This is a genomic window from Acinetobacter sp. DSM 11652, from assembly GCF_900109815.1.
GTDB lineage: Bacteria > Pseudomonadota > Gammaproteobacteria > Pseudomonadales > Moraxellaceae > Acinetobacter.
In genome coordinates this window covers 12669-34602 of the sequence record NZ_FOBK01000011.1, presented here as the reverse complement: position 1 = coordinate 34602, position 21934 = coordinate 12669, and the positions used below count along the sequence as shown (strand labels likewise).

26 protein-coding genes and 1 pseudogene are annotated in these 21934 nt (G+C 38.6%); 19 read left to right on the top strand and 8 right to left on the bottom strand.

Going from position 1 to position 21934, the window contains the following annotated elements:
* Window positions 1-2: 2 nt before the first annotated feature.
* A complete protein-coding gene (locus BMW42_RS11155) occupies window positions 3-2420 on the top strand; it encodes a hypothetical protein (protein ID WP_171260718.1) in 2418 nt (805 codons plus the stop codon).
* Window positions 2421-2423: 3 nt separating this feature from the next.
* Window positions 2424-2960, top strand: coding sequence for a hypothetical protein (locus BMW42_RS11150; protein WP_092767900.1), 537 nt, complete (start codon window positions 2424-2426; stop codon window positions 2958-2960).
* Window positions 2961-3071: 111 nt separating this feature from the next.
* Here the strand turns inward: BMW42_RS11150 and BMW42_RS11145 are convergent.
* A pseudogene (locus tag BMW42_RS11145) lies at window positions 3072-3533 on the bottom strand (Dyp-type peroxidase); the annotation flags it as partial.
* A 212-nt stretch (window positions 3534-3745) separates the two neighbouring features.
* Here BMW42_RS11145 and BMW42_RS11140 point away from each other — a divergent pair.
* A complete protein-coding gene (locus BMW42_RS11140) occupies window positions 3746-3994 on the top strand; it encodes a hypothetical protein (protein ID WP_092767898.1) in 249 nt (82 codons plus the stop codon).
* A 178-nt stretch (window positions 3995-4172) separates the two neighbouring features.
* Entirely contained in the window at window positions 4173-4634 is a 462-nt protein-coding gene (locus BMW42_RS11135; protein WP_228143125.1) for a hypothetical protein, read from the top strand.
* Window positions 4635-4709: 75 nt separating this feature from the next.
* On the opposite strand, the gene BMW42_RS11130 is transcribed toward BMW42_RS11135, so the two are convergent.
* Complete coding sequence (locus BMW42_RS11130) at window positions 4710-5630, bottom strand: Dyp-type peroxidase (RefSeq protein WP_092767896.1); 921 nt, start codon at window positions 5628-5630, stop codon at window positions 4710-4712.
* 160 nt (window positions 5631-5790) lie between these two features.
* On the opposite strand from BMW42_RS11130, the gene BMW42_RS11125 reads away from it, so the two are divergent.
* Window positions 5791-6411, top strand: coding sequence for a LysE family transporter (locus tag BMW42_RS11125; protein WP_092767894.1), 621 nt, complete (start codon window positions 5791-5793; stop codon window positions 6409-6411).
* A gap of 152 nt (window positions 6412-6563) precedes the next feature.
* Complete coding sequence (locus BMW42_RS11120) at window positions 6564-6926, top strand: hypothetical protein (protein WP_092767892.1); 363 nt, start codon at window positions 6564-6566, stop codon at window positions 6924-6926.
* A gap of 22 nt (window positions 6927-6948) precedes the next feature.
* Here the strand turns inward: BMW42_RS11120 and znuB are convergent, their stop codons facing one another.
* From znuB to BMW42_RS11105, 3 genes are read right to left on the bottom strand one after another with little or no spacing between them, the layout of a single operon-like run.
* Window positions 6949-7743, bottom strand: a complete 795-nt coding sequence (gene znuB, locus BMW42_RS11115; protein WP_092767890.1) for a zinc ABC transporter permease subunit ZnuB — start codon at window positions 7741-7743, stop codon at window positions 6949-6951.
* A gap of 3 nt (window positions 7744-7746) precedes the next feature.
* Window positions 7747-8535 carry a zinc ABC transporter ATP-binding protein ZnuC gene (gene znuC, locus BMW42_RS11110; protein WP_035268168.1) on the bottom strand — a complete coding sequence of 263 codons (789 nt, stop codon included), beginning with the start codon at window positions 8533-8535 and terminating at the stop codon, window positions 7747-7749.
* Window positions 8514-9005 (bottom strand): transcriptional repressor, encoded by a 492-nt coding sequence (locus BMW42_RS11105; RefSeq protein ID WP_035268172.1) that lies wholly within the window; start codon window positions 9003-9005, stop codon window positions 8514-8516. Before BMW42_RS11105 ends, znuC begins: the two co-directional genes overlap by 22 nt.
* A gap of 138 nt (window positions 9006-9143) precedes the next feature.
* Between BMW42_RS11105 and BMW42_RS11100 the strand changes: the two genes are divergently transcribed.
* The 12 genes from BMW42_RS11100 (at window position 9144) to BMW42_RS11045 (ending at window position 19137) form a co-directional block, all read left to right on the top strand.
* A complete protein-coding gene (locus BMW42_RS11100) occupies window positions 9144-9986 on the top strand; it encodes a metal ABC transporter solute-binding protein, Zn/Mn family (protein WP_092767888.1) in 843 nt (280 codons plus the stop codon).
* 169 nt (window positions 9987-10155) lie between these two features.
* Window positions 10156-10548, top strand: a complete 393-nt coding sequence (locus BMW42_RS11095) for an ATP synthase subunit I (protein WP_035268179.1) — start codon at window positions 10156-10158, stop codon at window positions 10546-10548.
* 111 nt (window positions 10549-10659) lie between these two features.
* The gene (gene atpB, locus BMW42_RS11090) at window positions 10660-11535 is read left to right on the top strand and encodes a F0F1 ATP synthase subunit A (protein ID WP_035268181.1); all 876 of its coding nucleotides are present in this window, start codon (window positions 10660-10662) and stop codon (window positions 11533-11535) included.
* Between the two features lie 80 nt (window positions 11536-11615).
* Complete coding sequence (gene atpE, locus BMW42_RS11085; RefSeq protein ID WP_035268188.1) at window positions 11616-11870, top strand: F0F1 ATP synthase subunit C; 255 nt, start codon at window positions 11616-11618, stop codon at window positions 11868-11870.
* Between the two features lie 38 nt (window positions 11871-11908).
* On the top strand, window positions 11909-12379 hold the full coding sequence (locus tag BMW42_RS11080; protein ID WP_035268191.1) for a F0F1 ATP synthase subunit B: 471 nt from the start codon (window positions 11909-11911) through the stop codon (window positions 12377-12379).
* Window positions 12380-12390: 11 nt separating this feature from the next.
* Window positions 12391-12927: a F0F1 ATP synthase subunit delta gene (locus BMW42_RS11075; protein ID WP_092767886.1), complete on the top strand. Its 537-nt coding sequence runs from the start codon at window positions 12391-12393 to the stop codon at window positions 12925-12927.
* 47 nt (window positions 12928-12974) lie between these two features.
* The gene (gene atpA / locus BMW42_RS11070) at window positions 12975-14519 is read left to right on the top strand and encodes a F0F1 ATP synthase subunit alpha (protein WP_035268197.1); all 1545 of its coding nucleotides are present in this window, start codon (window positions 12975-12977) and stop codon (window positions 14517-14519) included.
* 89 nt (window positions 14520-14608) lie between these two features.
* Window positions 14609-15478, top strand: coding sequence for a F0F1 ATP synthase subunit gamma (gene atpG, locus BMW42_RS11065; RefSeq protein WP_035268202.1), 870 nt, complete (start codon window positions 14609-14611; stop codon window positions 15476-15478).
* Between the two features lie 26 nt (window positions 15479-15504).
* Complete coding sequence (gene atpD, locus BMW42_RS11060; protein WP_035268203.1) at window positions 15505-16899, top strand: F0F1 ATP synthase subunit beta; 1395 nt, start codon at window positions 15505-15507, stop codon at window positions 16897-16899.
* Window positions 16900-16925: 26 nt separating this feature from the next.
* Window positions 16926-17345 (top strand): F0F1 ATP synthase subunit epsilon, encoded by a 420-nt coding sequence (locus BMW42_RS11055; protein WP_035268205.1) that lies wholly within the window; start codon window positions 16926-16928, stop codon window positions 17343-17345.
* Window positions 17346-17430: 85 nt separating this feature from the next.
* Window positions 17431-18138: a DUF4145 domain-containing protein gene (locus BMW42_RS11050; RefSeq protein ID WP_228143124.1), complete on the top strand. Its 708-nt coding sequence runs from the start codon at window positions 17431-17433 to the stop codon at window positions 18136-18138.
* 138 nt (window positions 18139-18276) lie between these two features.
* The gene (locus tag BMW42_RS11045) at window positions 18277-19137 is read left to right on the top strand and encodes a D-hexose-6-phosphate mutarotase (protein ID WP_092767884.1); all 861 of its coding nucleotides are present in this window, start codon (window positions 18277-18279) and stop codon (window positions 19135-19137) included.
* 1 nt (window position 19138) lies between these two features.
* Here BMW42_RS11045 and BMW42_RS11040 read toward each other — a convergent pair whose 3' ends face one another.
* Window positions 19139-19576, bottom strand: coding sequence for an AAA family ATPase (locus tag BMW42_RS11040; protein WP_092767882.1), 438 nt, complete (start codon window positions 19574-19576; stop codon window positions 19139-19141).
* Between the two features lie 93 nt (window positions 19577-19669).
* Between BMW42_RS11040 and BMW42_RS11035 the strand changes: the two genes are divergently transcribed.
* Window positions 19670-20119 (top strand): hypothetical protein, encoded by a 450-nt coding sequence (locus BMW42_RS11035; RefSeq protein WP_092767880.1) that lies wholly within the window; start codon window positions 19670-19672, stop codon window positions 20117-20119.
* Between the two features lie 6 nt (window positions 20120-20125).
* On the opposite strand, the gene BMW42_RS11030 is transcribed toward BMW42_RS11035, so the two are convergent.
* Window positions 20126-21139, bottom strand: a complete 1014-nt coding sequence (locus BMW42_RS11030) for a pirin family protein (protein ID WP_092767878.1) — start codon at window positions 21137-21139, stop codon at window positions 20126-20128.
* Between the two features lie 89 nt (window positions 21140-21228).
* Complete coding sequence (locus tag BMW42_RS11025; RefSeq protein ID WP_092768019.1) at window positions 21229-21813, bottom strand: hypothetical protein; 585 nt, start codon at window positions 21811-21813, stop codon at window positions 21229-21231.
* Window positions 21814-21934 lie beyond the last annotated feature (121 nt).

The window sequence follows — 21934 nt, the reverse complement described above, 5'->3', positions numbered from 1 at the left end:
GAATGAAAAAAACAATAACTTTTAAAGATGGGACAACTAGAACGTTTGAAACAAATTTGGAGGGTTTTATTCAAGCTGTAAGTTTTAAAGAATCTTCATCAGATTTGTCTTTGCCATTAAGCAATCCAGTCAATATAAGGTGTGCAAGAAAAGTAAACGAGGCAGGTTATTTGGGCCTATTTCAATGGGGAGAGTCTGCTCTGTATGAGCTGGGGTATTATTTAGGGGATAAAGGAATTTCCTATGATGATATTAAAGATGCAAGAAGAGGATCTGCTTTACACAATAGTTGGAAGAGTCAATTTGACTCTAATAATTGGTCGGGTAAGTGGTCAGGTAAAAGAAATATAAATTCCAAATCTGATTTTTTAAATAATCCTAAGGTTCAGTATGAGGTTATCAAAGAATGGATTGGTTATTTATGTAAACAAATAAGAAATAATAATTTAAATGAGCATTTTGGTAGAACGATTCAAGGCGTTGAAGTCAATGAGTCTGGAGCAATTGCTGGGATGCATTTGGTTGGTATAGGAGGTTTGGGTGCTTTTTTAGGGTTTTCAAAATTTTCTGGTGAAAAACAAACGGATGGTAATGGAACACATATTAAGAAATATATTCAAGACTTTGGTGGCTTTGATCTGGAGCAGTGCTGTAATCGGAAAATATATATAAATTTGAAGGATAAAAATGATAATGTATTACCAGATAAGGAAGTTACAATTGTCTCAACATATTCTGGAAAAAGTTTTTCTGGTGAGACCAAAGTTAAAATAAAAAGCGATGAAAATGGATATCTTCCTGTCATTGTTAGGCATCCATCAACTGAAATTAAAATTGTGGCTGATGGCAAAGAGTCAAATCCTATTGTTCAGAAAGCTGACCAAAAACAACGTGCAATTTTAAAGGATTTTGAAGTTTCAAAATTTCCAGCAACCTTAGAGCAAAATAGTACTCCTCAGCCTAAACCTCAACCAAATAAAACACCTCAACAAGTAAGAAATGAGAAAAATCAATCTGAAGCTAAGCAAGAAGGAGCTGCTGAAAATAACAAAGATATTAGTTTCAATATTCAAATTGTAGAGGGTGATACAGGGAAACCAATCTCTAATATGAATTTTTTTCTTACATATAAAGCAAATAAGAAAAAACATACAGCGAATGATCAAGGTATTAAGCAAGCTATTATTGCTGAAGTTGGACAAGACATAGAAGTTTCAGTTTCAGGTGAAGTAGGAAATCAAAAAATACATCACTTTAAAGTCGAACAAACTTTGTCTAATCAGACAGTTAAAATTAAGTTACCAGTTCAAGCTTTCAAAATAATTGTAAAAAAAGACAATAGATTGGTGCCGAATTTGCCAATAACATTATTTTATAGAGGGCGGGAGATTCCTAAAAAAACTAATGCATTAGGTGAAGTTTCTGTAAAAATGCTAGTTGGCTTTGTATATGGATTTGGTACTAGTAGTAAGTCTTTTATTAAAGTAAGGGCGATATATGGTAATACATCGCGAATATTTCGAATAAATGAAGGTTTTGAAAAACTTTCTAAACAAAATACTACAACTCAAACTAAACCGAATAATCAACAAACAAATTCAGGATCACAACCAAATAATACAACAACTCAAACTAAACAAGCTGAAGTAAAGCAGGAAACACCGAAAGCAATACAACAAAATACGCATACAGAAAACGGTGGTAAGCCTTTAACTAAAGTTAGTAATCAGTCCCCACCTACAAGTGATACAACGCGTTATCACATTTATCATGATGGGAAGATTAAAAGAGAGAACAAATCAGCTACAGGTTTCGCAGAATATATTTATTATGATTCTACAAGTAAGTCTCATAATTTAGGTAAATCAAAATATGTTGTAGCAAAAAGATGGTCTTCTAAGGGCGTCTTAGGCAGTGGGAATGTTTATTTAATCGATGTAAGACATTTTCAGAAATATCGCTCAGGTGTAGTCGGTTATAAAATGTTAATGAATTCTGGACAGCAACGATATTATTTAGGTGGTATAGAGTTAGCAGCATTTTTAGGAGCACTATGCAAATCCGGGTATGATGACATTTCCTTTAATGGTTTTAGCAGAGTCAATGGTGATCCTGGTGAAAGTAAATCTCATATTAATGGTGAAGCAGGAGATTTGAGATATTTAAGAACTGATAAGAAGGCTTTATCGGTTATTTTACAAGATGCTAATTATGACCATGAAAGAACTTTAAATTTGATTAATAACTTTATAAAATTTGGCTGGGGTAAATCAAAAAAAATGCTAAGTGAGTATTTCACAAACTCTAAGGCTGGAGTCAAAAGTAATTATATTTTCCCAAATTGCAATCATTTAGCTAAACCAAGGCACAATAATCACCTTCATTTACAAGGGCTGTCTCCAAATCTAGAGGATATTTAATTTATGAAAAAATTATATTATATTTTTTTTATTTTATTATGTTGTGGTTGTTCAAATAGTCAAAGTAATTCATCTGACTTACATAGTATTAAGAGTAAAGAAAATGAATTAAACGGTATTAAAATAGGAGATAATTTAGACGCGTTGAAGAGTAGATTTAAGGGGGATATAATTATTCAAAAATATAGTGATATTACAGACTTAAAAGAATGTCAAAACAGAAAAAATATTTTAGTTAATAATACTCTTACTAGTGTTGATGTTGATAATAATGAAATTGTCACCTCTATTCATACTCGAGATGTTAAAGCGGTTGATGCTAATAATATAAGTATTGGTAAGGGTGAAATTAATGTTGCGAAATTAAATAATAATATCAAACCAAAAAAAGTTTTTAGTGGGGATGAATCACTAGACCTATTTTTATATAAAATCCCTATGAAAGAAAGTAAAGGATATTTTATATATAATATCAATAATAATAAAATTGAGTCTATCTCAATTGAAAGCTTTGATCACATTTCCTGTAATTTGGAATGATTTGAAGTTGAGTCAAAATTTTCAAATCTAGTTTTAAATTTTAGAAATTAAAAATGAAATACTTTTTTAAAGTTAAATCTTAATAAAGCCGACTCTCGTCGGCTTTATTGATTAAACTTCTAACAATTCTTCAATCGGAGCAAAGTAGTATGCTCCATCTAAAGGCGCAACAAAGTGCAATAAACGATCATGAATACCATCGCCACTAGTTCCAAACATACGTGTCAGCATGCGATCAATACGGGTTAAATCTTTCGTATAAGCGATAAAATATAAACCTTGATCGCCGCGGCCATCCCCATATGGCAAAGAGTGGCGAAGAATTTCAAGCTCCTCACCTTCATCATCTTCAACCACGGTGCGAGCCACATGTGCATTGTCAGGTTTAACATCGTCATCAAGCTCAATGGTTTCGAGTTTGGTGCGCCCAATCACTTGCTCTTGTGCATCAACTTTAAGTTTTTTCCATTTATCTAAATCATGACGATAACGTTGAGCAAAAACGAATGAGCCATCAGTGAAAATTCCTGCATCTTTGACTAATAAAGCTGTTTTAGTATGATCATCTGGAAATTATTTATACAGTCGATACTGAAAATAAAACTGTAACAATTTTAGCGGCTATAGGCTTTGTTGGTAGTGCTGAAGAAAGATTCAATACAGAAAATGGTGGTTGTGTAGAAGGGGTGCAGTAGAACAGCTGTTTATACGATTTCGGGTAAAGCTTTGGCATCTCATGCTGGACGGGTGGGATATTTTAGACCCAATATAAGTGTAAAGAGAATATGAAAAAAAGTACAGTAGTTATTTCTATCATGGTATTAGCAGCTTGTACTGCTAATGCTGATAAAAAAGACTTAAATAATGTTCAGTTAGATAGTCTATTGACTTGTTATGGTGAGAATACTGAATATACAAATTTGGATGGTTATTATTATTTGCCAGATTATGGCTGTATATATAATGGTAAGACTAATAAGCTTGGGAATGCATTTGTTTTTTTGATTCCAAGTGTTGATCAAAAAAAGATCTAAATTACAAGAGTATAAAAGCAGTTAAGGAAAAATTATTTTTTTAATTCCAAAAGATAATTTAGTTAAGACAAATAATTCCGATTCCAATTATATACCTAAAGCAAACTATAAATTTAAAGTTTTTTTAAACTCTGGGAAAGGTTGGGTTGAGAATAGTCAAGTTTCTAAATTAGATCAAATGAATGATTTTGTTGAAAATAGGGTTTTATCTTATAGCGGTGCTTTTTTAAAAAGAAAAATGGATGTTAATAAAGATGGGGTTGGTGACTATATTGAGGTTTTAGGCGGAAAGTATTCGTTGAAATCAATTGTTATTAGGGATGGTCTTAATAATAAAACATTATGGAAAAATAATATTTTATTTGATGATGGTTTTAATAATTGTCAATATAGTGAGTTTAAGAATATAGCAATCAGTGAAAATAATTTTACATTAGAGTATAATACTTGTGCAGATAACTCTATGTTAGGTCATAGATATACAACATTTAGAGTCGACTCTAAAAATGAACCAGTTGTAATTCAAGATAATTATTTAGTTAATGAATTAAATGGAAAGGACAATAAAAAGCCTAAAAAAATAAACTGCATGTCTAATTCAAAGGTTTTTTTCTCTACTTATAGAGGGCGATGTGGTTAGGGGAATTGTTAACATATATTTGTATGTAACTACTACCTCCCCTATAAAAGCCGACTCTCGTCGGCTTTCTATTGTTTAATCTTCCAATACCTTTTCTAGCAACTCTTCACTTGGGGCAAAATAATAAGCTCCATCTAAAGGCGCAACAAAGTGCAATAAACGATCATGAATACCATCGCCACTAGTTCCAAACATACGTGTCAGCATGCGATCAATACGGGTTAAATCTTTCGTATAAGCGATAAAATATAAACCTTGATCGCCGCGGCCATCCCCATATGGCAAAGAGTGGCGAAGAATTTCAAGCTCCTCACCTTCATCATCTTCAACAACGGTTCGAGCCACATGTGCATTGTCAGGTTTAACATCGTCATCAAGCTCAATGCTTTCGAGTTTGGTGCGCCCAATCACTTGCTCTTGTGCATCAACTTTAAGTTTTTTCCATTTATCTAGATCATGACGATAACGTTGAGCAAAAACGAATGAGCCATCAGTGAAAATTCCTGCATCTTCACCTAGTAAAGCTGTTTCAGCACGATCATCTGGAAATTGAGGGTTTTCGGTGCCATCAATAAAACCAGTTAAATCTCGACCATCAAAATTTCGGAAGCACACGCGCTCATCTAAAACCTCAACCAAATCCTGAATTCCTTCAAAAAAAGCTTGGCTTAAGGCAAAGCAAATATCAGTACGCTGTGCTGCGATATGGATTAAAACATCAGCAGGGACCACAGGCATGGTGAAAGAGCCTTGAATTGGTTCAAGCTGTTTAAAACCTTCTGGTTGGTGAGGGTAAAGTTGTGACCAAAGTTCTGGTCCAAAAGCCACCGCAGTTTTAATTTGAGCATGAGGATGTTGAGTAATTAAGCGATCACGAGTCGTAAAGAGATCTTCAAGTTTTTCTTTTAGTTGATCTATTGATAAATCTTTTAAACGCAAAGTGATAAAGCGAGCATGATCTGAGGGTAATGGTAAGATTACGGATTGGGAAGTCATTCATGGCTCCTGAAATTATAATATCCTAATTTTGCTGATCACATTGTGCCTGATCATCATAGTGCTGAACAGACAGGCGTTTAAAAAAACATTTAAATTTTAAATCTTAAAAAAGTCGAATTGTCATATAATCTCATCAAAATAAATCTCCCAAATTGTTATGTCTTATCAAATGTGGTTTGCCTACATGCTTGCATGTTGGGTTATTAGTATTTCGCCTGGTGCAGGTGCTATTGCATCTATGTCTAGTGGTTTGAATTATGGATTCAAACGAGGTTATTGGAATGCAATTGGTCTGCAGCTTGCACTTTTGGTTCAAATTGGAGTTGTCGCTGCGGGAGCAGGCGTACTATTTGCTACGACACCTTTGGCATTTTTGATCGTCAAATGGTTTGGGGTTGGGTATTTATTATATTTGGCATATTTACAGTGGAAAGCCCCAGTGCAGTCCATCGAAATTCAGACTGATTTAAAGCAAAAGTCAGTGATGAAGCTAGTAATCAGCGGTTTCTTTGTCAATATGAGTAATCCAAAAGCAATTGTATTCTTATTGGCAGTATTGCCACAGTTTCTGGATCTTTCAAAGCCTCAATGGCCACAATACCTCATCATGGCTTGTACAATGATTGCTATCGATCTTATCGTTATGGCTGGATATACAGGTCTTGCAGCGAAGGTATTGCGTTTACTTAAATCACCTCGTCAGCAAAAAGTGATGAATCGTACCTTTGCAGGTTTATTTGCAGGTGCGGCTTTTTTATTGAGTTTAGTGCATCAATAAGACAAAATAAAATAACGATTGAGGGTTATTTTATTGAAAATTATAATCTTAATTTTGACTATTCTGTTGGGTTCGGCTTAATTGTAACTCCCTATATTTGGGCGTATTTTTATTTACAGCATGAAAGTGTGTGGGAATGGATCAAGTTTGTGATGTGGGGCGCGGGTGTTGGCAGATGCGCCACATTTGGACTTACATTGATTTTAGTTTTGGTCACCACCCTTATAAAAAAAATGATTGTGGATGATACTTCGCAATATAAGATTGTTTTCAAACAAATGGTTTATTTGATGTGGATCAAAGTGGTCTTATTTATGACGGCTGCAATCGGTTTACTATTCGAATGGTTGCCTTTCTATATTGTCGAATCTTGGTTTATGCCCGAGACTTTTTTTGGCTTTTGGCATGTGTTATGGATAAAAGGCCTCATTAATGTATTGGTTATGGTGGTTTTTTTATTCTCTTGTTATATCTTTCTCTGTCTTCATAAATATTTTACAAAGAAGCAAGATTAATGAATAGCCCAAATAAATCAGGCTATTTTTTAAATTTTTGAATGATAAAAATCACAGCAAATACGATTGCCATGGTTAATACAATGCTTAAACCTGTCGCAATATTTAAACCTGCACTCGACCATAAGCCCACAGTCACACCAACTTGAGCCACAATAAAAGACCATAGCACCATGTGTTTAGGTGAATGTGCTAAAAGTCTTGCGGTTAATGCAGGTATAACCAATAAAGCACCCATGAGTAATGAACCTACTGCACGTAACGCTAGTACTGTAAATAAGGCAAGAAGCAGCATAAAAATAAGGCGCTGCCATTTCGCATTCACACCTTCACTTACCGCAATATCAGGATCAATCGCAATTTGAATTTGAGATTGCCAACTTTTATAGAGCACAGAGAGTGCAATGACAATCACCACTGCAAATGTCGGTAAGTCGGACCAAGATATTGTTAAAAGATCGCCAAATAAATAACTCAGCAACTCAGGTCTTAGCGCAGGGAGGTGTTGGATGACCAATAGTCCTGAGCAAAGCAGCGTTGCTGAACATAACGCAAGTAATGCATCGTTGGGCAGGCGAGGATCATGCAATACCCAAAGGACTGCGACCAAGAGTAACGCGGTAAACGTAACCCCCATCCATAAGGGGAGGGTGAGTAAGCCAGCAATCGCCACACCCATGAGAGTTCCATGCGCCATTGTGTCTGCAAAGAATGACATACGGCGCCATAACATAAGACAACCGAGCGGTGCAGTTAGAAACACTAATAATGTTCCCATAATCCATGCGGGTAATAGAAGTTGTAACCATTCCATCATGATCTAAGCTTCCGGTTCTGGATGAATATGGGGACGAGGATCGTGTTGACATGGCGTTGCTGTATCACCATGTGCACAATGATCGTGATGATGTTGGTAGAACACTCGATTAGTGCCGAAAATAGCTTGATACTCAGGGTCTTGTTGAATATTTTCAGGCAAACCGCTACAACATATATGTTTATTGAGGCATACCACACGCTGTGTACCTTGCATCACCCACTGCAAATCATGAGAGACGATTAAGATCGAGCAACCGTAGCGCTCAGGTAGACTTCGAACATAATCATAAAGTTCAGCTTCAGATTGAATATCTAAACCTTGCATCGGTTCATCGAGTACCAATAAGTTGGGTTGACGCAGTAGAGCGCGTGCTAAAAGTACACGCTGGCGTTCCCCACCAGACAGCTGTTGGACTTTCGAATCTTGTAATTTTATGATCCCAGTATCTCGAATAATTTCTTGTTTAATCGCAAGATCACACTTTTCTAAATCAAGTAAATCTTTCACTCGAAGTGGCAAGCTGTGGGATGGGTTGAACTTTTGAGGGACGTAAGCAAGCTTTAAGGCTTTATGATGTTTAATTTGACCAGAATTGGCCTTCACAATTCCGAGAATCACTTTGATAAGCGTAGATTTACCCGCCCCATTGGGACCAATGAGGGTAATAATTTCTTTGTCATGAATCTGAAAGTCAACATTCTTTAAAATGTCTCTTTCATCAATTCGCACATTAATTTGCTGCAGTTCAATTAATGGCAATGCAGAACTTACTGAGAGCACTGCTGACATAATCCTGAAATCTCAATAATGCTATGCTGAGCCTGAAAATGATCAGAGGAAGCCAATTGATCAAGTTGTTGAATCAAACCAAGAGCTGAAGCCTCTTTCACTGTATTGCATTTAGAGCAAATGAGAAAAGCGGCTTGATGTCCAGCACGAGGATGGCAACATGGAATATAGGCATTGATTGAAGTTAAACGATGAATAAAACCTTTTTCGAGCAAAAAATCGAGGGTGCGGTAAACAGTTGGAGGTGCTGCTGGACGTTCAGCATTACCTTTTAATTTCGCCAACAAGTCATAAGCGCCCATAGGCCCTGAGGCCGTTAAAATTAACTCTAAAACTTCTTTGCGAAGCGGAGTCAATTTAGCGCCTGAAGCAGCGCAGCTTGCTTCAGCTTCTAATAAACGAGCTTCAACATTCGGGTGATCATGCACACCGTGTAAAGTATCATGATGTTCGTGTGAACATGCGCTCATGGACTGACCTCAAGACTTCGAAAAGGGAAGGGGATATCTCATAAATAGTATCATGAGACCTTGCAACTTACGAACAGCATAGGCATTTTTAACTGTTTGTTATATTATAACGTCAAAATTCGAGTGGTAATTAATTTCATGTTGCGTCTGCTAGCACTATGCTTTACAGCATTATTCACAACCTTGGCTTGGGCACAAGCACCCTTGGTGGTTTCGACACACCCAGTGTATTTGATTGCAAAAGAAATCACTCAAGGTATTGAAGAACCAAAATTGTTGCTAGAAAATCAAACAGGGCATGATGTTCATCTGACCCCTGCGCACCGCAAATTAATTCAAGATGCAGGATTGGTTATTTGGCTTGGTAAAGCGCATGAAGCTCCATTAGAGAGTATTTTGGCGAAAAACTCTAAAGCAGTTGCCTTATTGAATACAGGAATATTGCAAACATTGCCGCTTAGAAATAGTCGAGGGGACGTAGTAAAAGGAACTGTCGATACTCATGTATGGTTAGAACCAAATAATGCAGTTCGCATTGGCTTTTTTATAGCGGCATTACGCTCACAACAACAACCTGAGTTTAAAGACAAGTATTGGAGTAATGCTAAACTTTTTGCACATGAGATGCTGAAAACCTCACAAAGTGTAAAACTCAATCATGGTGTTCAGCCGTATTGGTCATTACATGATGCATACCAATACTTGGAGCGTGCGCTGTTGCTAAAATTCGCTGGTGCGATGACAGAAGACCCACATATGGCACCTACAATTGCTCAAATCAAATATTTAAAAGACAATCGCCCACAGCAAAAGATGTGTCTTTTGGCTGAAACTGTAGCTAATAAGAATCAATATAAGTCTCTAGGTCATGTGAATTTTCTCGCAGTTGATGAGAGTTTTGCTAAACACCAGAATTTTATAACAGCATGGCAGACTCTAGCGATACAAGTACGTGCATGTGTAGAAAAAGCACAAAAGTGATGTAAAAACAGCCGATAATTGTATAAGTGCTCAGCAATAAACGATCTAAAAATACCAGACTTAGGTCGGGAAAAGATTGCATGTTCAGGGGTGTAACTCTATAATGCCTGCGATTAAAAATAATCATCAGCTAAACTTGTCAAGCATTATTGCTGTGAGTGGATAATAAATGAGCCGAACTAGTCGCTTGATTGACCGACGATTAGCGAAAGCTTTAGTCATCTTGCAAGCATGTATGATACCTGTTTCAGCCTTGATAGCGTGGGTCTTGAAAGACTCGACTGCGGCTTTGAGTGCAGCATTAGGTGCATTCGTATGTTGGCTAGCCAGTTGTTATTTTTCATGGCAGTCGTTCAGAGCTGCAGGTGCAAGAGCTTCGAAACAGGTTCTATCGAATATGTATCGGGGGTTGCTCGGTAAGTTTGGAATTGTGATTGTTGGCTTCATTTTGATTTTAATCAATGTGAAACCGTTGTCAGCGGTCGCATTGTTTTGTGGTTTCATACTCGTTCAGACCATGTCGTGGGTCGCACCTTTTTGGGCGTCGCGTCTATCAAAATGAGTTGAATTGCAACGAAAAATTGAAAAGTTTTTTAGATGTTTAACGAGATATCAAGCAGCACGCGATATTCGTTAACTCTAATTTGTATTTGACATTAACCAGGTGTGATTTATGGCTGCTGAAGAACATACCCTTACCTCGTCTGAGTATATTCAGCATCACTTAACGAACATGACCTATGGTAAAGCACCAGATGGTACGTGGAAGTTAGCTGAGACTGCTGAAGAAGCGAAAGAGATGGGGTTCACTGCTATTCACTTGGATTCTATGGGTTGGTCAATCGGCCTTGGCGTCATTTTCTGTTTGTTGTTCTGGTTAGTAGCGAAAGCTGCAAACTCTGGTGTTCCAACCAAGTTCCAGGCTGCAATTGAAATGATCGTTGAGTTTGTTGACTCAAGTGTTCGTGATACCTTTCATGGTAAATCACGTTTAATCGCGCCTCTAGCTCTTACCATCTTCGTGTGGATTTTCCTCATGAACTTGATGGACCTTATCCCTGTTGACTGGATTCCTTATACAGCTCAACACATAATTGGTGGGCTATTCGGTATCGACCCGCATCATGTTTACTTCAAGATCGTTCCATCTACTGACCCTAACGTAACCCTTGGTATGGCGTTATCAGTATTTGCGTTAACTATTTTCTATAGTATCCGTGAAAAAGGTCTTGTCGGTTTCGGTGCAGAATTTGCGCTTAACCCATTCAATCCAAGTAACCCATTTTTAAAAGCATTATTAATTCCAGTAAATATTCTTCTTGAATTAGTAACTTTTATCGCGCGTCCAATTTCATTGGCTCTCCGTTTGTTCGGTAACATGTATGCGGGTGAATTGATCTTCATTTTGATCGCATTATTACCGTTCTGGATTCAATGGGCGTTGTCTGTGCCTTGGGCAATTTTCCATATTCTTGTTATCACGTTACAAGCATTCATCTTCATGATGTTAACGATCGTGTATATGAGTATGGCTAGCGAGAAGCATTAATTAATATTTGCTCGACTACACTATGTAGTTGGGCTAAAGTTTTTTTGTTTGATTTAAACTCAACCTCTGAGGATTTTTTCATGGATTTAGTAGTTGGCTTATCTGCTGTTGCAGCTGCTCTTTTAATCGCGTTCGGTGCTTTAGGTACTGCGATCGGTTTTGGTCTTTTAGGTGGTCGCTTCCTTGAAGCTGTTGCTCGTCAACCAGAATTGGCTCCACAACTTCAAACTCGTATGTTCTTAATCGCGGGTCTTCTTGATGCTGTGCCTATGATCGGTGTTGGTATTGGTTTGTTCATTATCTTTGCAAATCCGTTCATCGGCCTAGTAGGTTAATTAGCTAAATTCCGAAATCAACTATTTGAGGAATAGCAATGAATATTAACTATACTCTGTTTGGTCAAGCGATTGCGTTTGCGATCTTTGTCGCATTCTGTATGAAATTCGTTTGGCCTCCACTAATCAATGCGATTAGTGAGCGTCAGCGTAAAATTGCTGATGGCTTAAATGCAGCTGAAAAGGCGAAAGCTGATCTTGCAGATGCGCAAGCTCAAGTTAAAGCTGAATTAGATGCAGCGAAAGCACAAGCGGCTCAATTGATCGAACAAGCGAACCGTCGTGCGGCTCAATTGGTTGAAGAAGCTCGTACTCAAGCATCTGCTGAAGGTGAGCGTATTCGTCAACAAGCGAAAGAAGCTGTTGACACAGAGATCAATGCTGCTCGTGAAGAATTACGTCAACAAGTTGCAGCTCTTGCTGTTGCTGGTGCAGAGAAAATTCTGAACCAACAAGTTGATGAAGCAGCTCACAATGCCATGCTTACTCAGCTGGCTGCTAAACTTTAAGCGAGGCGATTATGGCTGAACTCTTGACGTTAGCACGCCCGTACGCTAAAGCAGCATTTGCTTTCGCTTCTGAGCAAGGTGCAACTGACAATTGGTCAAATGTGTTACAAGTGCTTAGTGCTGCGGTGCAAGATGAAGCATTTTCCGCTTACTTGAGTCGCCCTGAGCTTACTCCTGTGGAGCAAGTAAGTTTATTTGCTAAGGTTTTAGGTGCAGATCAAACTGCTGAAGTGTCTAACTTTTTGACACTTTTGGCTGAAAATGATCGTTTAACTTTGTTACCTGAGATTGAAGCAGAGTACGAACTTCTTAAATCACAAAATAACAATGTGGTAGATGTCGTGATTGAATCTGCATTACCACTTTCTGCTGAACAAGAGCAATTACTTGCATCTGCGTTAGAGAAACGTTTCAACGCAGCTGTAAATGTTTCAGTAGAAGTTAACCCAGTGTTAATCGCGGGTGTTGTTATTCGTGCAGGCGACCAAGTGATAGATGATTCTGCGCTTAATAAGCTTGAAAAAATGCGGACTCGTCTTCTTGCATAATTGCGTAAAAAGAAGACTGAACTTAATAAAGATTGAGGTATAGCGCAATGCAACAACTGAATCCATCCGAGATCAGTGCGCTCATTAAACAGCGTATCGGCGATCTGGACACCAGCGCGACCGCTAAGAACGAAGGAACCATTGTTATGGTTTCCGACGGTATTGTGCGTATTCACGGCCTTGCTGATGCAATGTACGGTGAAATGATCGAATTCGACGGCGGCTTATACGGTATGGCACTGAACCTAGAACAGGATTCAGTGGGCGTCGTTGTTTTAGGTAACTACTTAAGCCTTCAAGAAGGTCAAAAAGCTCGTTGCACAGGTCGTGTATTAGAAGTTCCGGTTGGTCCAGAACTTTTAGGCCGTGTAGTAGATGCTTTGGGTAACCCAATTGATGGTAAAGGCCCAATTGATGCAAAATTATCTGATGCAGTTGAAAAAGTTGCACCAGGCGTAATTTGGCGTCAATCGGTAGATGAGCCTGTACAAACTGGTTATAAATCAGTTGATACAATGATTCCAGTTGGTCGTGGCCAACGTGAATTAATCATCGGTGACCGTCAAACTGGTAAAACAGCAATGGCGATCGATGCGATCATCGCACAGAAGAATTCTGGCATTAAATGTATTTACGTTGCAGTTGGTCAAAAACAATCAACTATCGCAAACGTTGTACGTAAGTTAGAAGAAACTGGCGCTATGGCGTATACGACTGTTGTAGCAGCAGCGGCAGCGGATCCAGCAGCAATGCTTTTCCTTGCTCCGTACTCTGGCTGTACAATGGGCGAATACTTCCGTGACCGCGGTGAAGATGCGTTAATCATTTATGATGACTTATCTAAACAAGCAGTTGCGTATCGTCAAATTTCATTGCTTTTACGCCGTCCACCAGGTCGTGAAGCGTATCCAGGTGACGTATTCTATCTTCATAGTCGTCTACTTGAACGTGCTTCTCGTGTATCTGCTGACTATGTTGAGAAATTCACTAACGGTGAAGTTAAAGGCCAAACTGGTTCATTAACTGCATTACCGATTATTGAAACTCAAGCGGGTGACGTATCTGCATTCGTACCAACGAACGTAATTTCGATTACTGATGGTCAGATCTTCTTAGAAACATCATTATTCAACGCAGGTATTCGTCCTGCTGTGAACGCGGGTATCTCTGTATCTCGTGTTGGTGGTTCTGCTCAAACTAAGATCATCAAAAAATTGTCTGGTGGTATCCGTACTGCTTTAGCACAATATCGTGAATTGGCTGCGTTTGCTCAGTTCGCTTCTGACCTTGATGAAGCAACTCGTAAGCAACTTGAGCATGGTCAACGTGTAACTGAATTAATGAAGCAAAAACAATATGCTCCATATTCAATTGCTGACCAAGCTGTGTCTGTATATGCATCTAACGAAGGCTACATGGCTGACGTAGAAGTGAAGAAAATTGTAGACTTTGATGCTGCATTAATTTCTTACTTCCGTTCTGAACATGCTGCGTTAATGCAACAGATCGATGAAACTGGTGATTGGAACAAAGACATCGAAGCAGCATTCAAAGCTGGTATTGAAAGCTTTAAAGCGACTCAAACTTACTAATTTTCAAACTGTTGAAATTTAGTGTCGGTTTGGTTCACGGAATCAACCTTCGAGGGCTCGAAAGGGCCTTCGAATACTAGGTTAAGCGTATGGCAAATTTAAAAGAAATTCGCGCCAAAGTAGCTAGTATCAAAAGCACGCAGAAAATTACTCGCGCGATGCAGATGGTAGCAGCTTCTAAGATGCGTCGTGCGCAAGAGCGCATGGCTCAGGGCCGTCCGTATGCCGAAAATATGCACCGTGTAATTGCTCATTTAGTACAAGCGAACCCTGAATATAAACATCGTTATATGGTTGAACGCCCAGTTAAGCGCGTTGGCTATATCATCGTGTCATCAGATCGCGGTCTTGCTGGTGGTTTGAACATTAACTTGTTCAAGAAAGTGGTAAAACACGTTCAACAGCAACAAGAGCAGTCAATTGAAGTTCAATTTGCTTTGATTGGTCAAAAAGCGGTTTCGTTTTTTAAAAACTACGGCGGTAAAGTACTTGGTGCAACCACTCAAGTGGGTGACACTCCAAGTCTTGAACAGTTGTCTGGTTCTGTACAAGTCATGTTGGATGCATACGATAAAGGCGAATTAGATCGCATTTATTTGGTGTCTAACGGCTTTGTGAATGCCATGACTCAAAATCAAAAAATCGAACAACTTGTTCCTTTAGCAGCTGCTGAAGATGACAAGACTCTTAACCGCCAATACGGTTGGGATTATATCTATGAACCAGAAGCTGAAGAGCTTTTAAATGGTTTATTGGTTCGTTATATCGAGTCTGTGGTATACCAAGGTGTGATCGAAAACATCGCGTGTGAGCAATCTGCTCGTATGGTTGCAATGAAAGCTGCAACGGATAACGCGGGTGAATTGATCAAGAACCTACAACTTATTTATAACAAGCTGCGTCAAGCCGCGATTACTCAGGAAATTTCTGAGATCGTTGGTGGTGCCGCTGCCGTTTAACATTATTTTGAATTGAGGAGACAGCAATGAGTAGCGGTCGTATCATTCAGATCATCGGCGCGGTTATCGACGTCGAGTTTGAACGCAACAGTGTTCCTAAGATCTATGACGCTCTTCAGGTTGATGGCACTGAAACTACATTAGAAGTTCAGCAACAACTTGGTGACGGCGTTGTACGTACAATTGCGATGGGATCTACAGAAGGTCTTAAGCGTGGTTTGAACGTAACTAACACTAACGCTCCGATCTCTGTACCAGTTGGTCCAGCGACGCTTGGTCGTATCATGGACGTTCTTGGTCGCCCGATCGACGAAGCTGGTCCTGTTGCAACTGAAGAGCGTTTACCGATTCACCGTCAAGCGCCTTCTTATGCAGAACAAGCTGCTTCTACTGACCTTTTAGAAACTGGTATTAAAGTCATCGACTTACTTTGCCCGTTCGCGAAAGGTGGTAAAGTTGGTCTGTTCGGTGGTGCCGGTGTTGGTAAAACTGTAAACATGATGGAGTTGATCAACAACATTGCTAAAGCGCACTCAGGTTTATCTGTATTCGCTGGTGTTGGTGAGCGTACTCGTGAAGGTAACGACTTCTATCACGAGATGAAAGACTCTAACGTTCTTGACAAAGTAGCGATGGTTTACGGTCAGATGAACGAGCCACCAGGTAACCGTTTACGCGTAGCGTTAACTGGTCTTACTATGGCTGAGTACTTCCGTGATCAAAAAGACGAAAACGGTAAAGGCCGTGACGTATTATTGTTCGTAGACAACATCTACCGTTATACACTAGCAGGTACTGAAGTATCAGCACTTCTAGGTCGTATGCCATCTGCAGTAGGTTACCAACCGACACTTGCAGAAGAGATGGGTGTTCTTCAAGAACGTATTACTTCTACTAAGTCTGGTTCGATTACATCTATCCAAGCTGTATACGTACCTGCCGATGACTTAACGGATCCATCTCCAGCGACTACGTTCGCTCACTTGGATGCGACAGTTGTATTGAGCCGTGACATCGCTTCACAAGGTATTTACCCTGCGATCGATCCACTTGACTCTACTTCACGTCAATTAGATCCATTAGTTGTTGGTACTGAGCATTACGAAATCGCTCGTTCAGTTCAAAACGTTCTTCAACGTTATAAAGAATTGAAAGACATTATCGCAATTCTTGGTATGGACGAATTGTCAGAAGAAGACAAACTTACTGTATACCGTGCACGTAAGATTCAACGTTTCTTCTCTCAACCGTTCCACGTAGCAGAAGTGTTTACTGGTGCTCCTGGTAAACTTGTACCGCTTAAAGAAACTATTCGTGGCTTTAAAGGTCTTCTAGCTGGTGAATACGATCACATCCCAGAACAAGCGTTCTATATGGTTGGTGGTATTGACGAAGTTATTGCTAAAGCCGAGAAACTTTAATTAGCTACCTAATTTAGGAGGTTCTCATGGCGACTATGCAATGTGACGTTGTAAGTGTTAAAGAGTCTTTGTACTCAGGCACTGTAACTATGCTAATTGCTAAAGGTGCTGGTGGTGAGTTAGGTATTATGCCTGGCCATGCTCCACTAGTAACTTTACTTCAACCGGGCGCGATTCGCGTTCAGTTGGAGAATGGTACAGAAGAATTAATCTATGTATCTGGTGGTGTTCTTGAAGTTCAACCGCACGTTGTTACGGTTCTTGCAGATACTGCAGTCCGTGCAGAAAACTTAGATGAAGCTGCAATCGTTGAAGCACGTAAAAATGCTGAAACTTTGTTAGCAAATCAAAAGAGCGATTTGGACGCTGCTGCTGCTTTGGCTGCGCTTGCAGAAACAGCTGCACAGTTGGAAACCATCCGCAAAATCAAAAACCGCGCTCAATAAGAGACGGTTTGAGATTGAAAAACCACCCGAAAGGGTGGTTTTTTTATGCTATAAATATCTGTATCTAAAAGTAAATTATGAAAATATGAATATTATTTCTATAAGTATTCCTCAAAGCTTAGAGGGAAAAATTACGCAAACTAATAATATTGAGATTTGTTTATGCATTGGATGTAAAACTTATTTAAAGCATGAGGTATTAGTAGATATCTATCATACACACGATGAGTACGATGGTATTCTTACTATGTACTATAATCATCGCATTCTTCGTTGTATCAACTGTGACTTAATTTCATATCAAGATAAAACAGTTAACTCAGAATATGTTGATCAAATTGGTGAAGAAGATGATGGTACTCCAATTTGGGAAGAGAATGAGCTAATCCAAGTATATCCATTACGTGATAATGAAACCGCATTTTCTAAAGAGTTTGAGAAAATTTTGCCTGAAGAAATTTATTCGACTTATGAAGAAGTTATTACAGCTTTAAATAATAAGATGCCTCTATTGACTGGTTTAGGCTTAAGAACTCTTTTAGAACAAATAGTAAAGTATTTTGGTAAATTTGATGATTTGGGCATCATTCTTACTCAATTCGAAGAAGATGGTTATATCTCTACAAAACAAAGAGCACTCTTAGATGATATTCGTTATTTAGGTAATGATGCAGCTCATAGGGCAGACCCTAAATCAAGAAAAGATTTAATTTTGCATCTAAAGGTTTTAGAGAATCTCATTCAACAATTATTTGTTTATTATAAATTAGAGGAAGAATCACAAAAAAAGTGATTCAGGGTGTTAGGTTGAGACCATCTCCAAAACACCCAATACCAGTAGTGCGAGAAACTACACGAAAAAGAAAGTCTAAAAAAACACTTTAAAATTTTAATTTAGTGTTTTAATTAGATTTAATTTAAGACTAGGGATATGGAAGTGCAAAAATATTTAGTGAAATTGGAAAATAGTGAGTTAGAAGCCATTCAAATTTCAAACTTATTTTGCGAAGCACTCATTTCACTTCACGGTGCACAAGTCCTTAAATTCCACAGCAAAAAATGCAATAAAGACCTACTTTGGTTATCTGACCTTGCCAAATTTGAAACAGGCAAAGCCATACGTGGTGGCATTCCACTCTGCTTCCCTTGGTTCGGTGGACATCCAACAGACGCGAACTTGCCTGCACATGGCTTTGCTCGAAATAGCCTATGGCAACTGAAAGACATCACTGAAGATACAGCAGGGCATCATGTCTTAATTGAGTTGACCGACACAGCAGCGACACGCCAACTCTGGAACTATGCGTTTAAATTACAGATGCTGATTCATTGCGGTGAAGAACTCAAACTCGAATTTAAACTGCAAAATTTAGATCAACATGCCTTTGAGTTTACTTTTGCATGGCATAGCTATTTCCCTGTAGTAACACAACATGCATCAGTTCTGGGTCTACAAGACACACACTATATTGACCAATTAGATGAAAACAAAGTCAAAACTCAAACCTCGCAAGGGATTGAATTTACAGCAGAAACAGACAGAGTTTATCCAAAAACCTCAGGTAAATTTATCATTCAGCAAAATGGTGAAAATCATATTCAGATTCAAAGCACAGCAAAAAGTGCAGTTGTTTGGAATCCTTGGATTAAAAAAGCTGAAAGACTTGCTGATGTAGCCAATGATGCATGGCAAGAATTTATTTGTGTAGAAACAGGGCAGATTGCCTCGGAAAAAGTGAGTTTAGACGCAGGTGAAACCGTGCAATATCAGTTGAGTATTGCTACTGCATAGCTTACAGAGGCACAACTGAAAACTCGCCATTGCCTATAATGTTGATTTTACAAACCTGATCAAAGCCTTCATCTAGTGTCGGGACTTCCAGCTTCTTATAAGTGGCTCGAACCCCCACTTCAGGAATATTGGCTTTGCCTTCACGGTGGCTATTTCGTTCTAAAGTACTGTTTAAGTCAGTTTCAAAATAATAAGAAATTACTTCAAAACCTGCTGTTTTGGCACGTTGAATATAACGAGCACGGTCTGCTTTGGTTGGGTTGGTATTGTCGATCACCGTTTTGGTTTTAGAGGCTAGACATGCTTCAAAGATCATGTTTTCCCGATGGCGAGTTTTTAGCATGTCTAAGTTAATTCTTAAATGTGAATGCGCCAAATGTAAAAGATAGTAGCTTGATTTGCCTGAAGCTTGAACTCCAGTGAAGATGATCAGTTGCATGGTTCAATTACATTAAAAGTATAAAGCTGAATTAAATCACGGCTTAGACTTTGCTACAATTTAGGTATAAGTCTAATAAATCCAAATAAAATAATGTATCGTCAAAGTCTAATTATCGCGCTAAGCATATTCACCTTCAGTCAGCTCACCGCATGTCAAAATTATTATTTAAGTCAGCCCAATGAACCTACTGAAGCGGCCTTGGTTGCCAACTCGTATAAAAATGGTTTAAGTGCTGCAATCGAGTTGGATTATCTCAGCGTATTTCAAAATCTGAGACAAGCATATCGTCGATGTATCGGTTTCACACGTGATGATGATCTAGTCTTTACTGAAAATAAGCTTGAAGAGCATATTGAAATGGCAACCCTATTTGCTCGAACAGAACGTGGTGAATATGTTCATAAGGCAACTGTAGAAAAGTTATCACCTACATTGACAAGATTTACCTTGTATTTGCCTCAACGTTATCCTTTTCCCAATGCACGTTTTGAACAGGATATTAAACGAGCATTGGGCAAAGATGAATACTGTAATATTTAAACCTTGTTAAGCCCCATCTGAACTCATTTGTGCAGGATATTCCTTGCGTTTACCACCTTCATAGCTGGCAAAACGGGGTGTTTCACGTGAAAACGTTGGAGCATCACTTGGCCAAGGCCAGTCACCAAAATGGGTCTCACGATATCGTTTGAATGCAACATCAAGTTCTTCTTTGCTGTTCAATACAAAAGGCCCTCGCATTGCAACTGGTGCACCAATAGGTTCACCTTCTAACCATAAGATTCTCGCTTCTTGATCACCTGCTTCAATTTGAATTTCGGTGTCAGCTTTAAGCTCTACAAGATGTTTGAATTGAATGGTTGAATCAGCAATATTTAAAGTTGAACCCTGATAGAAGTAAGCAAATCGAGTGGAGGTCGCGGTGGTAGCTGGAATTTCAAGATGTGCGCCAGCTTCTAAAGTAATTAAGTATATATTCACTTTATTTTCTGCTGCAGTTGCCCAAGAATGTGGTGGGCGACTTAATGCATTTTGATTTTGATATTGTCCTGAAATAACTCGTACATCAATGCTGCGAGACTGGTGATCAGTCGCTTTCACATGTGGAATTTGTTCACGCCAAAACATTTTATAATCAGCAGGTTGTTTTTTTTGTTCTGGAGATGAGTTAAACCAAATTTGAAATAATTCAAAAGGATTCTCTCGATCCTGATGAATTAACGGGAACATTTCACAGTGTTCAACACCATTTCCCGTACTTAGCCATTGCACATCGCCTGCAGCATATCGTCCACCATTACCCAAGGAATCAAAATGATCGACATAACCTTGTTCCACTAAAGTAATGGTTTCAAAACCCGTGTGTGGATGTTCGGGAAAGCCGGGAACAACACTACCATAATACATATTGAATTCTTGATTGATTGCAGGATGAACTGGTCCCATTTCAGCATTCCCGGCAGGGTAGTGATCAATATGATGAGCAGTAAAGATGAAAGGATCTTTTAAATCTAAACGAAAAGTAATAGGAGTTATATTATAGATGGGTGAGGTAGACATGCCGACTCCATGATATTTGAATTATTTAAGATCCAAATTAAAGAGAAATCCCTCACTCCACCATCTCTATTTTGTGAGAATAATGTATATCAATCCTCGGCTTGATTATTTTCTGTAGATGATCCGGACTGAGTCAAAAGCATACTGGCTAATTTCACCATTTCACCTTGGATATTACCCATTTGCTTTTCTAAGGCTGCAAAATCGATGTTGTTTAAATTCACTTGGCCGTTTAGTAATGGTGAAGCTAATACATTTTGATTTGCCGTTAAAATATTAGAACGAATCTGGGCAATTTCTTGGCTTTTTAGGTCAAGTCCTGTCAATGCCTCATTAAATCCTAGTAATTGAGATTTCAAACTTTGCACTGACTGATCTAACTTTTGTGGATCTTTATTATTTACAGCTTCTTCTAAATCAGATTGTAGCTGTTGAATTTGCTCAATATATCCACCTGCTTTCAGCTGTACATCTGCCACATCACGTACAATGTAAAACATATTGCCTGACTTTAAGTCAGCTGGATCAGTGACTTGGACAGGAGAAGATTCTTCAATATTAGCTGCTGTTGATTCCTTTTCTTGATCGGGTTGTGATTGCGGCTGACAACCTAACATCACGAGACCGAAGCCAAATAATGCAAAAGGGGTAACAATGCTTTGAAATACTTTCATTAATAAAACCAAATCGTTAATCACTTCATTTCAAGATACGATACAAATATGAGTTAAATCTGAATATTTGCAAAGCAATAACAAAAATTTTGATGTGAAAGAGTAACTTATGATTTTGACA

Coding starts and splice junctions, on each gene's coding strand:
- BMW42_RS11155 (WP_171260718.1), top strand. CDS start 3: ATGAAAAAAACAATAACTTTTAAAGATGGGACAACTAGAACGTTTGAA.
- BMW42_RS11025 (WP_092768019.1), bottom strand. CDS start 21,813: ATGAAAGTATTTCAAAGCATTGTTACCCCTTTTGCATTATTTGGCTTC.
- BMW42_RS11055 (WP_035268205.1), top strand. CDS start 16,926: ATGGCGACTATGCAATGTGACGTTGTAAGTGTTAAAGAGTCTTTGTAC.
- BMW42_RS11075 (WP_092767886.1), top strand. CDS start 12,391: ATGGCTGAACTCTTGACGTTAGCACGCCCGTACGCTAAAGCAGCATTT.
- BMW42_RS11105 (WP_035268172.1), bottom strand. CDS start 9,005: ATGAGCGCATGTTCACACGAACATCATGATACTTTACACGGTGTGCAT.
- BMW42_RS11135 (WP_228143125.1), top strand. CDS start 4,173: ATGAATGATTTTGTTGAAAATAGGGTTTTATCTTATAGCGGTGCTTTT.
- BMW42_RS11150 (WP_092767900.1), top strand. CDS start 2,424: ATGAAAAAATTATATTATATTTTTTTTATTTTATTATGTTGTGGTTGT.
- atpB (WP_035268181.1), top strand. CDS start 10,660: ATGGCTGCTGAAGAACATACCCTTACCTCGTCTGAGTATATTCAGCAT.
- atpE (WP_035268188.1), top strand. CDS start 11,616: ATGGATTTAGTAGTTGGCTTATCTGCTGTTGCAGCTGCTCTTTTAATC.
- BMW42_RS11040 (WP_092767882.1), bottom strand. CDS start 19,576: ATGCAACTGATCATCTTCACTGGAGTTCAAGCTTCAGGCAAATCAAGC.
- znuB (WP_092767890.1), bottom strand. CDS start 7,743: ATGATGGAATGGTTACAACTTCTATTACCCGCATGGATTATGGGAACA.
- BMW42_RS11095 (WP_035268179.1), top strand. CDS start 10,156: ATGAGCCGAACTAGTCGCTTGATTGACCGACGATTAGCGAAAGCTTTA.
- BMW42_RS11130 (WP_092767896.1), bottom strand. CDS start 5,630: ATGACTTCCCAATCCGTAATCTTACCATTACCCTCAGATCATGCTCGC.
- BMW42_RS11045 (WP_092767884.1), top strand. CDS start 18,277: ATGGAAGTGCAAAAATATTTAGTGAAATTGGAAAATAGTGAGTTAGAA.
- BMW42_RS11100 (WP_092767888.1), top strand. CDS start 9,144: ATGTTGCGTCTGCTAGCACTATGCTTTACAGCATTATTCACAACCTTG.
- atpG (WP_035268202.1), top strand. CDS start 14,609: ATGGCAAATTTAAAAGAAATTCGCGCCAAAGTAGCTAGTATCAAAAGC.
- BMW42_RS11080 (WP_035268191.1), top strand. CDS start 11,909: ATGAATATTAACTATACTCTGTTTGGTCAAGCGATTGCGTTTGCGATC.
- atpD (WP_035268203.1), top strand. CDS start 15,505: ATGAGTAGCGGTCGTATCATTCAGATCATCGGCGCGGTTATCGACGTC.
- BMW42_RS11125 (WP_092767894.1), top strand. CDS start 5,791: ATGTCTTATCAAATGTGGTTTGCCTACATGCTTGCATGTTGGGTTATT.
- znuC (WP_035268168.1), bottom strand. CDS start 8,535: ATGTCAGCAGTGCTCTCAGTAAGTTCTGCATTGCCATTAATTGAACTG.
- BMW42_RS11030 (WP_092767878.1), bottom strand. CDS start 21,139: ATGTCTACCTCACCCATCTATAATATAACTCCTATTACTTTTCGTTTA.
- BMW42_RS11120 (WP_092767892.1), top strand. CDS start 6,564: ATGTGGGGCGCGGGTGTTGGCAGATGCGCCACATTTGGACTTACATTG.
- atpA (WP_035268197.1), top strand. CDS start 12,975: ATGCAACAACTGAATCCATCCGAGATCAGTGCGCTCATTAAACAGCGT.
- BMW42_RS11035 (WP_092767880.1), top strand. CDS start 19,670: ATGTATCGTCAAAGTCTAATTATCGCGCTAAGCATATTCACCTTCAGT.
- BMW42_RS11050 (WP_228143124.1), top strand. CDS start 17,431: ATGAATATTATTTCTATAAGTATTCCTCAAAGCTTAGAGGGAAAAATT.
- BMW42_RS11140 (WP_092767898.1), top strand. CDS start 3,746: ATGAAAAAAAGTACAGTAGTTATTTCTATCATGGTATTAGCAGCTTGT.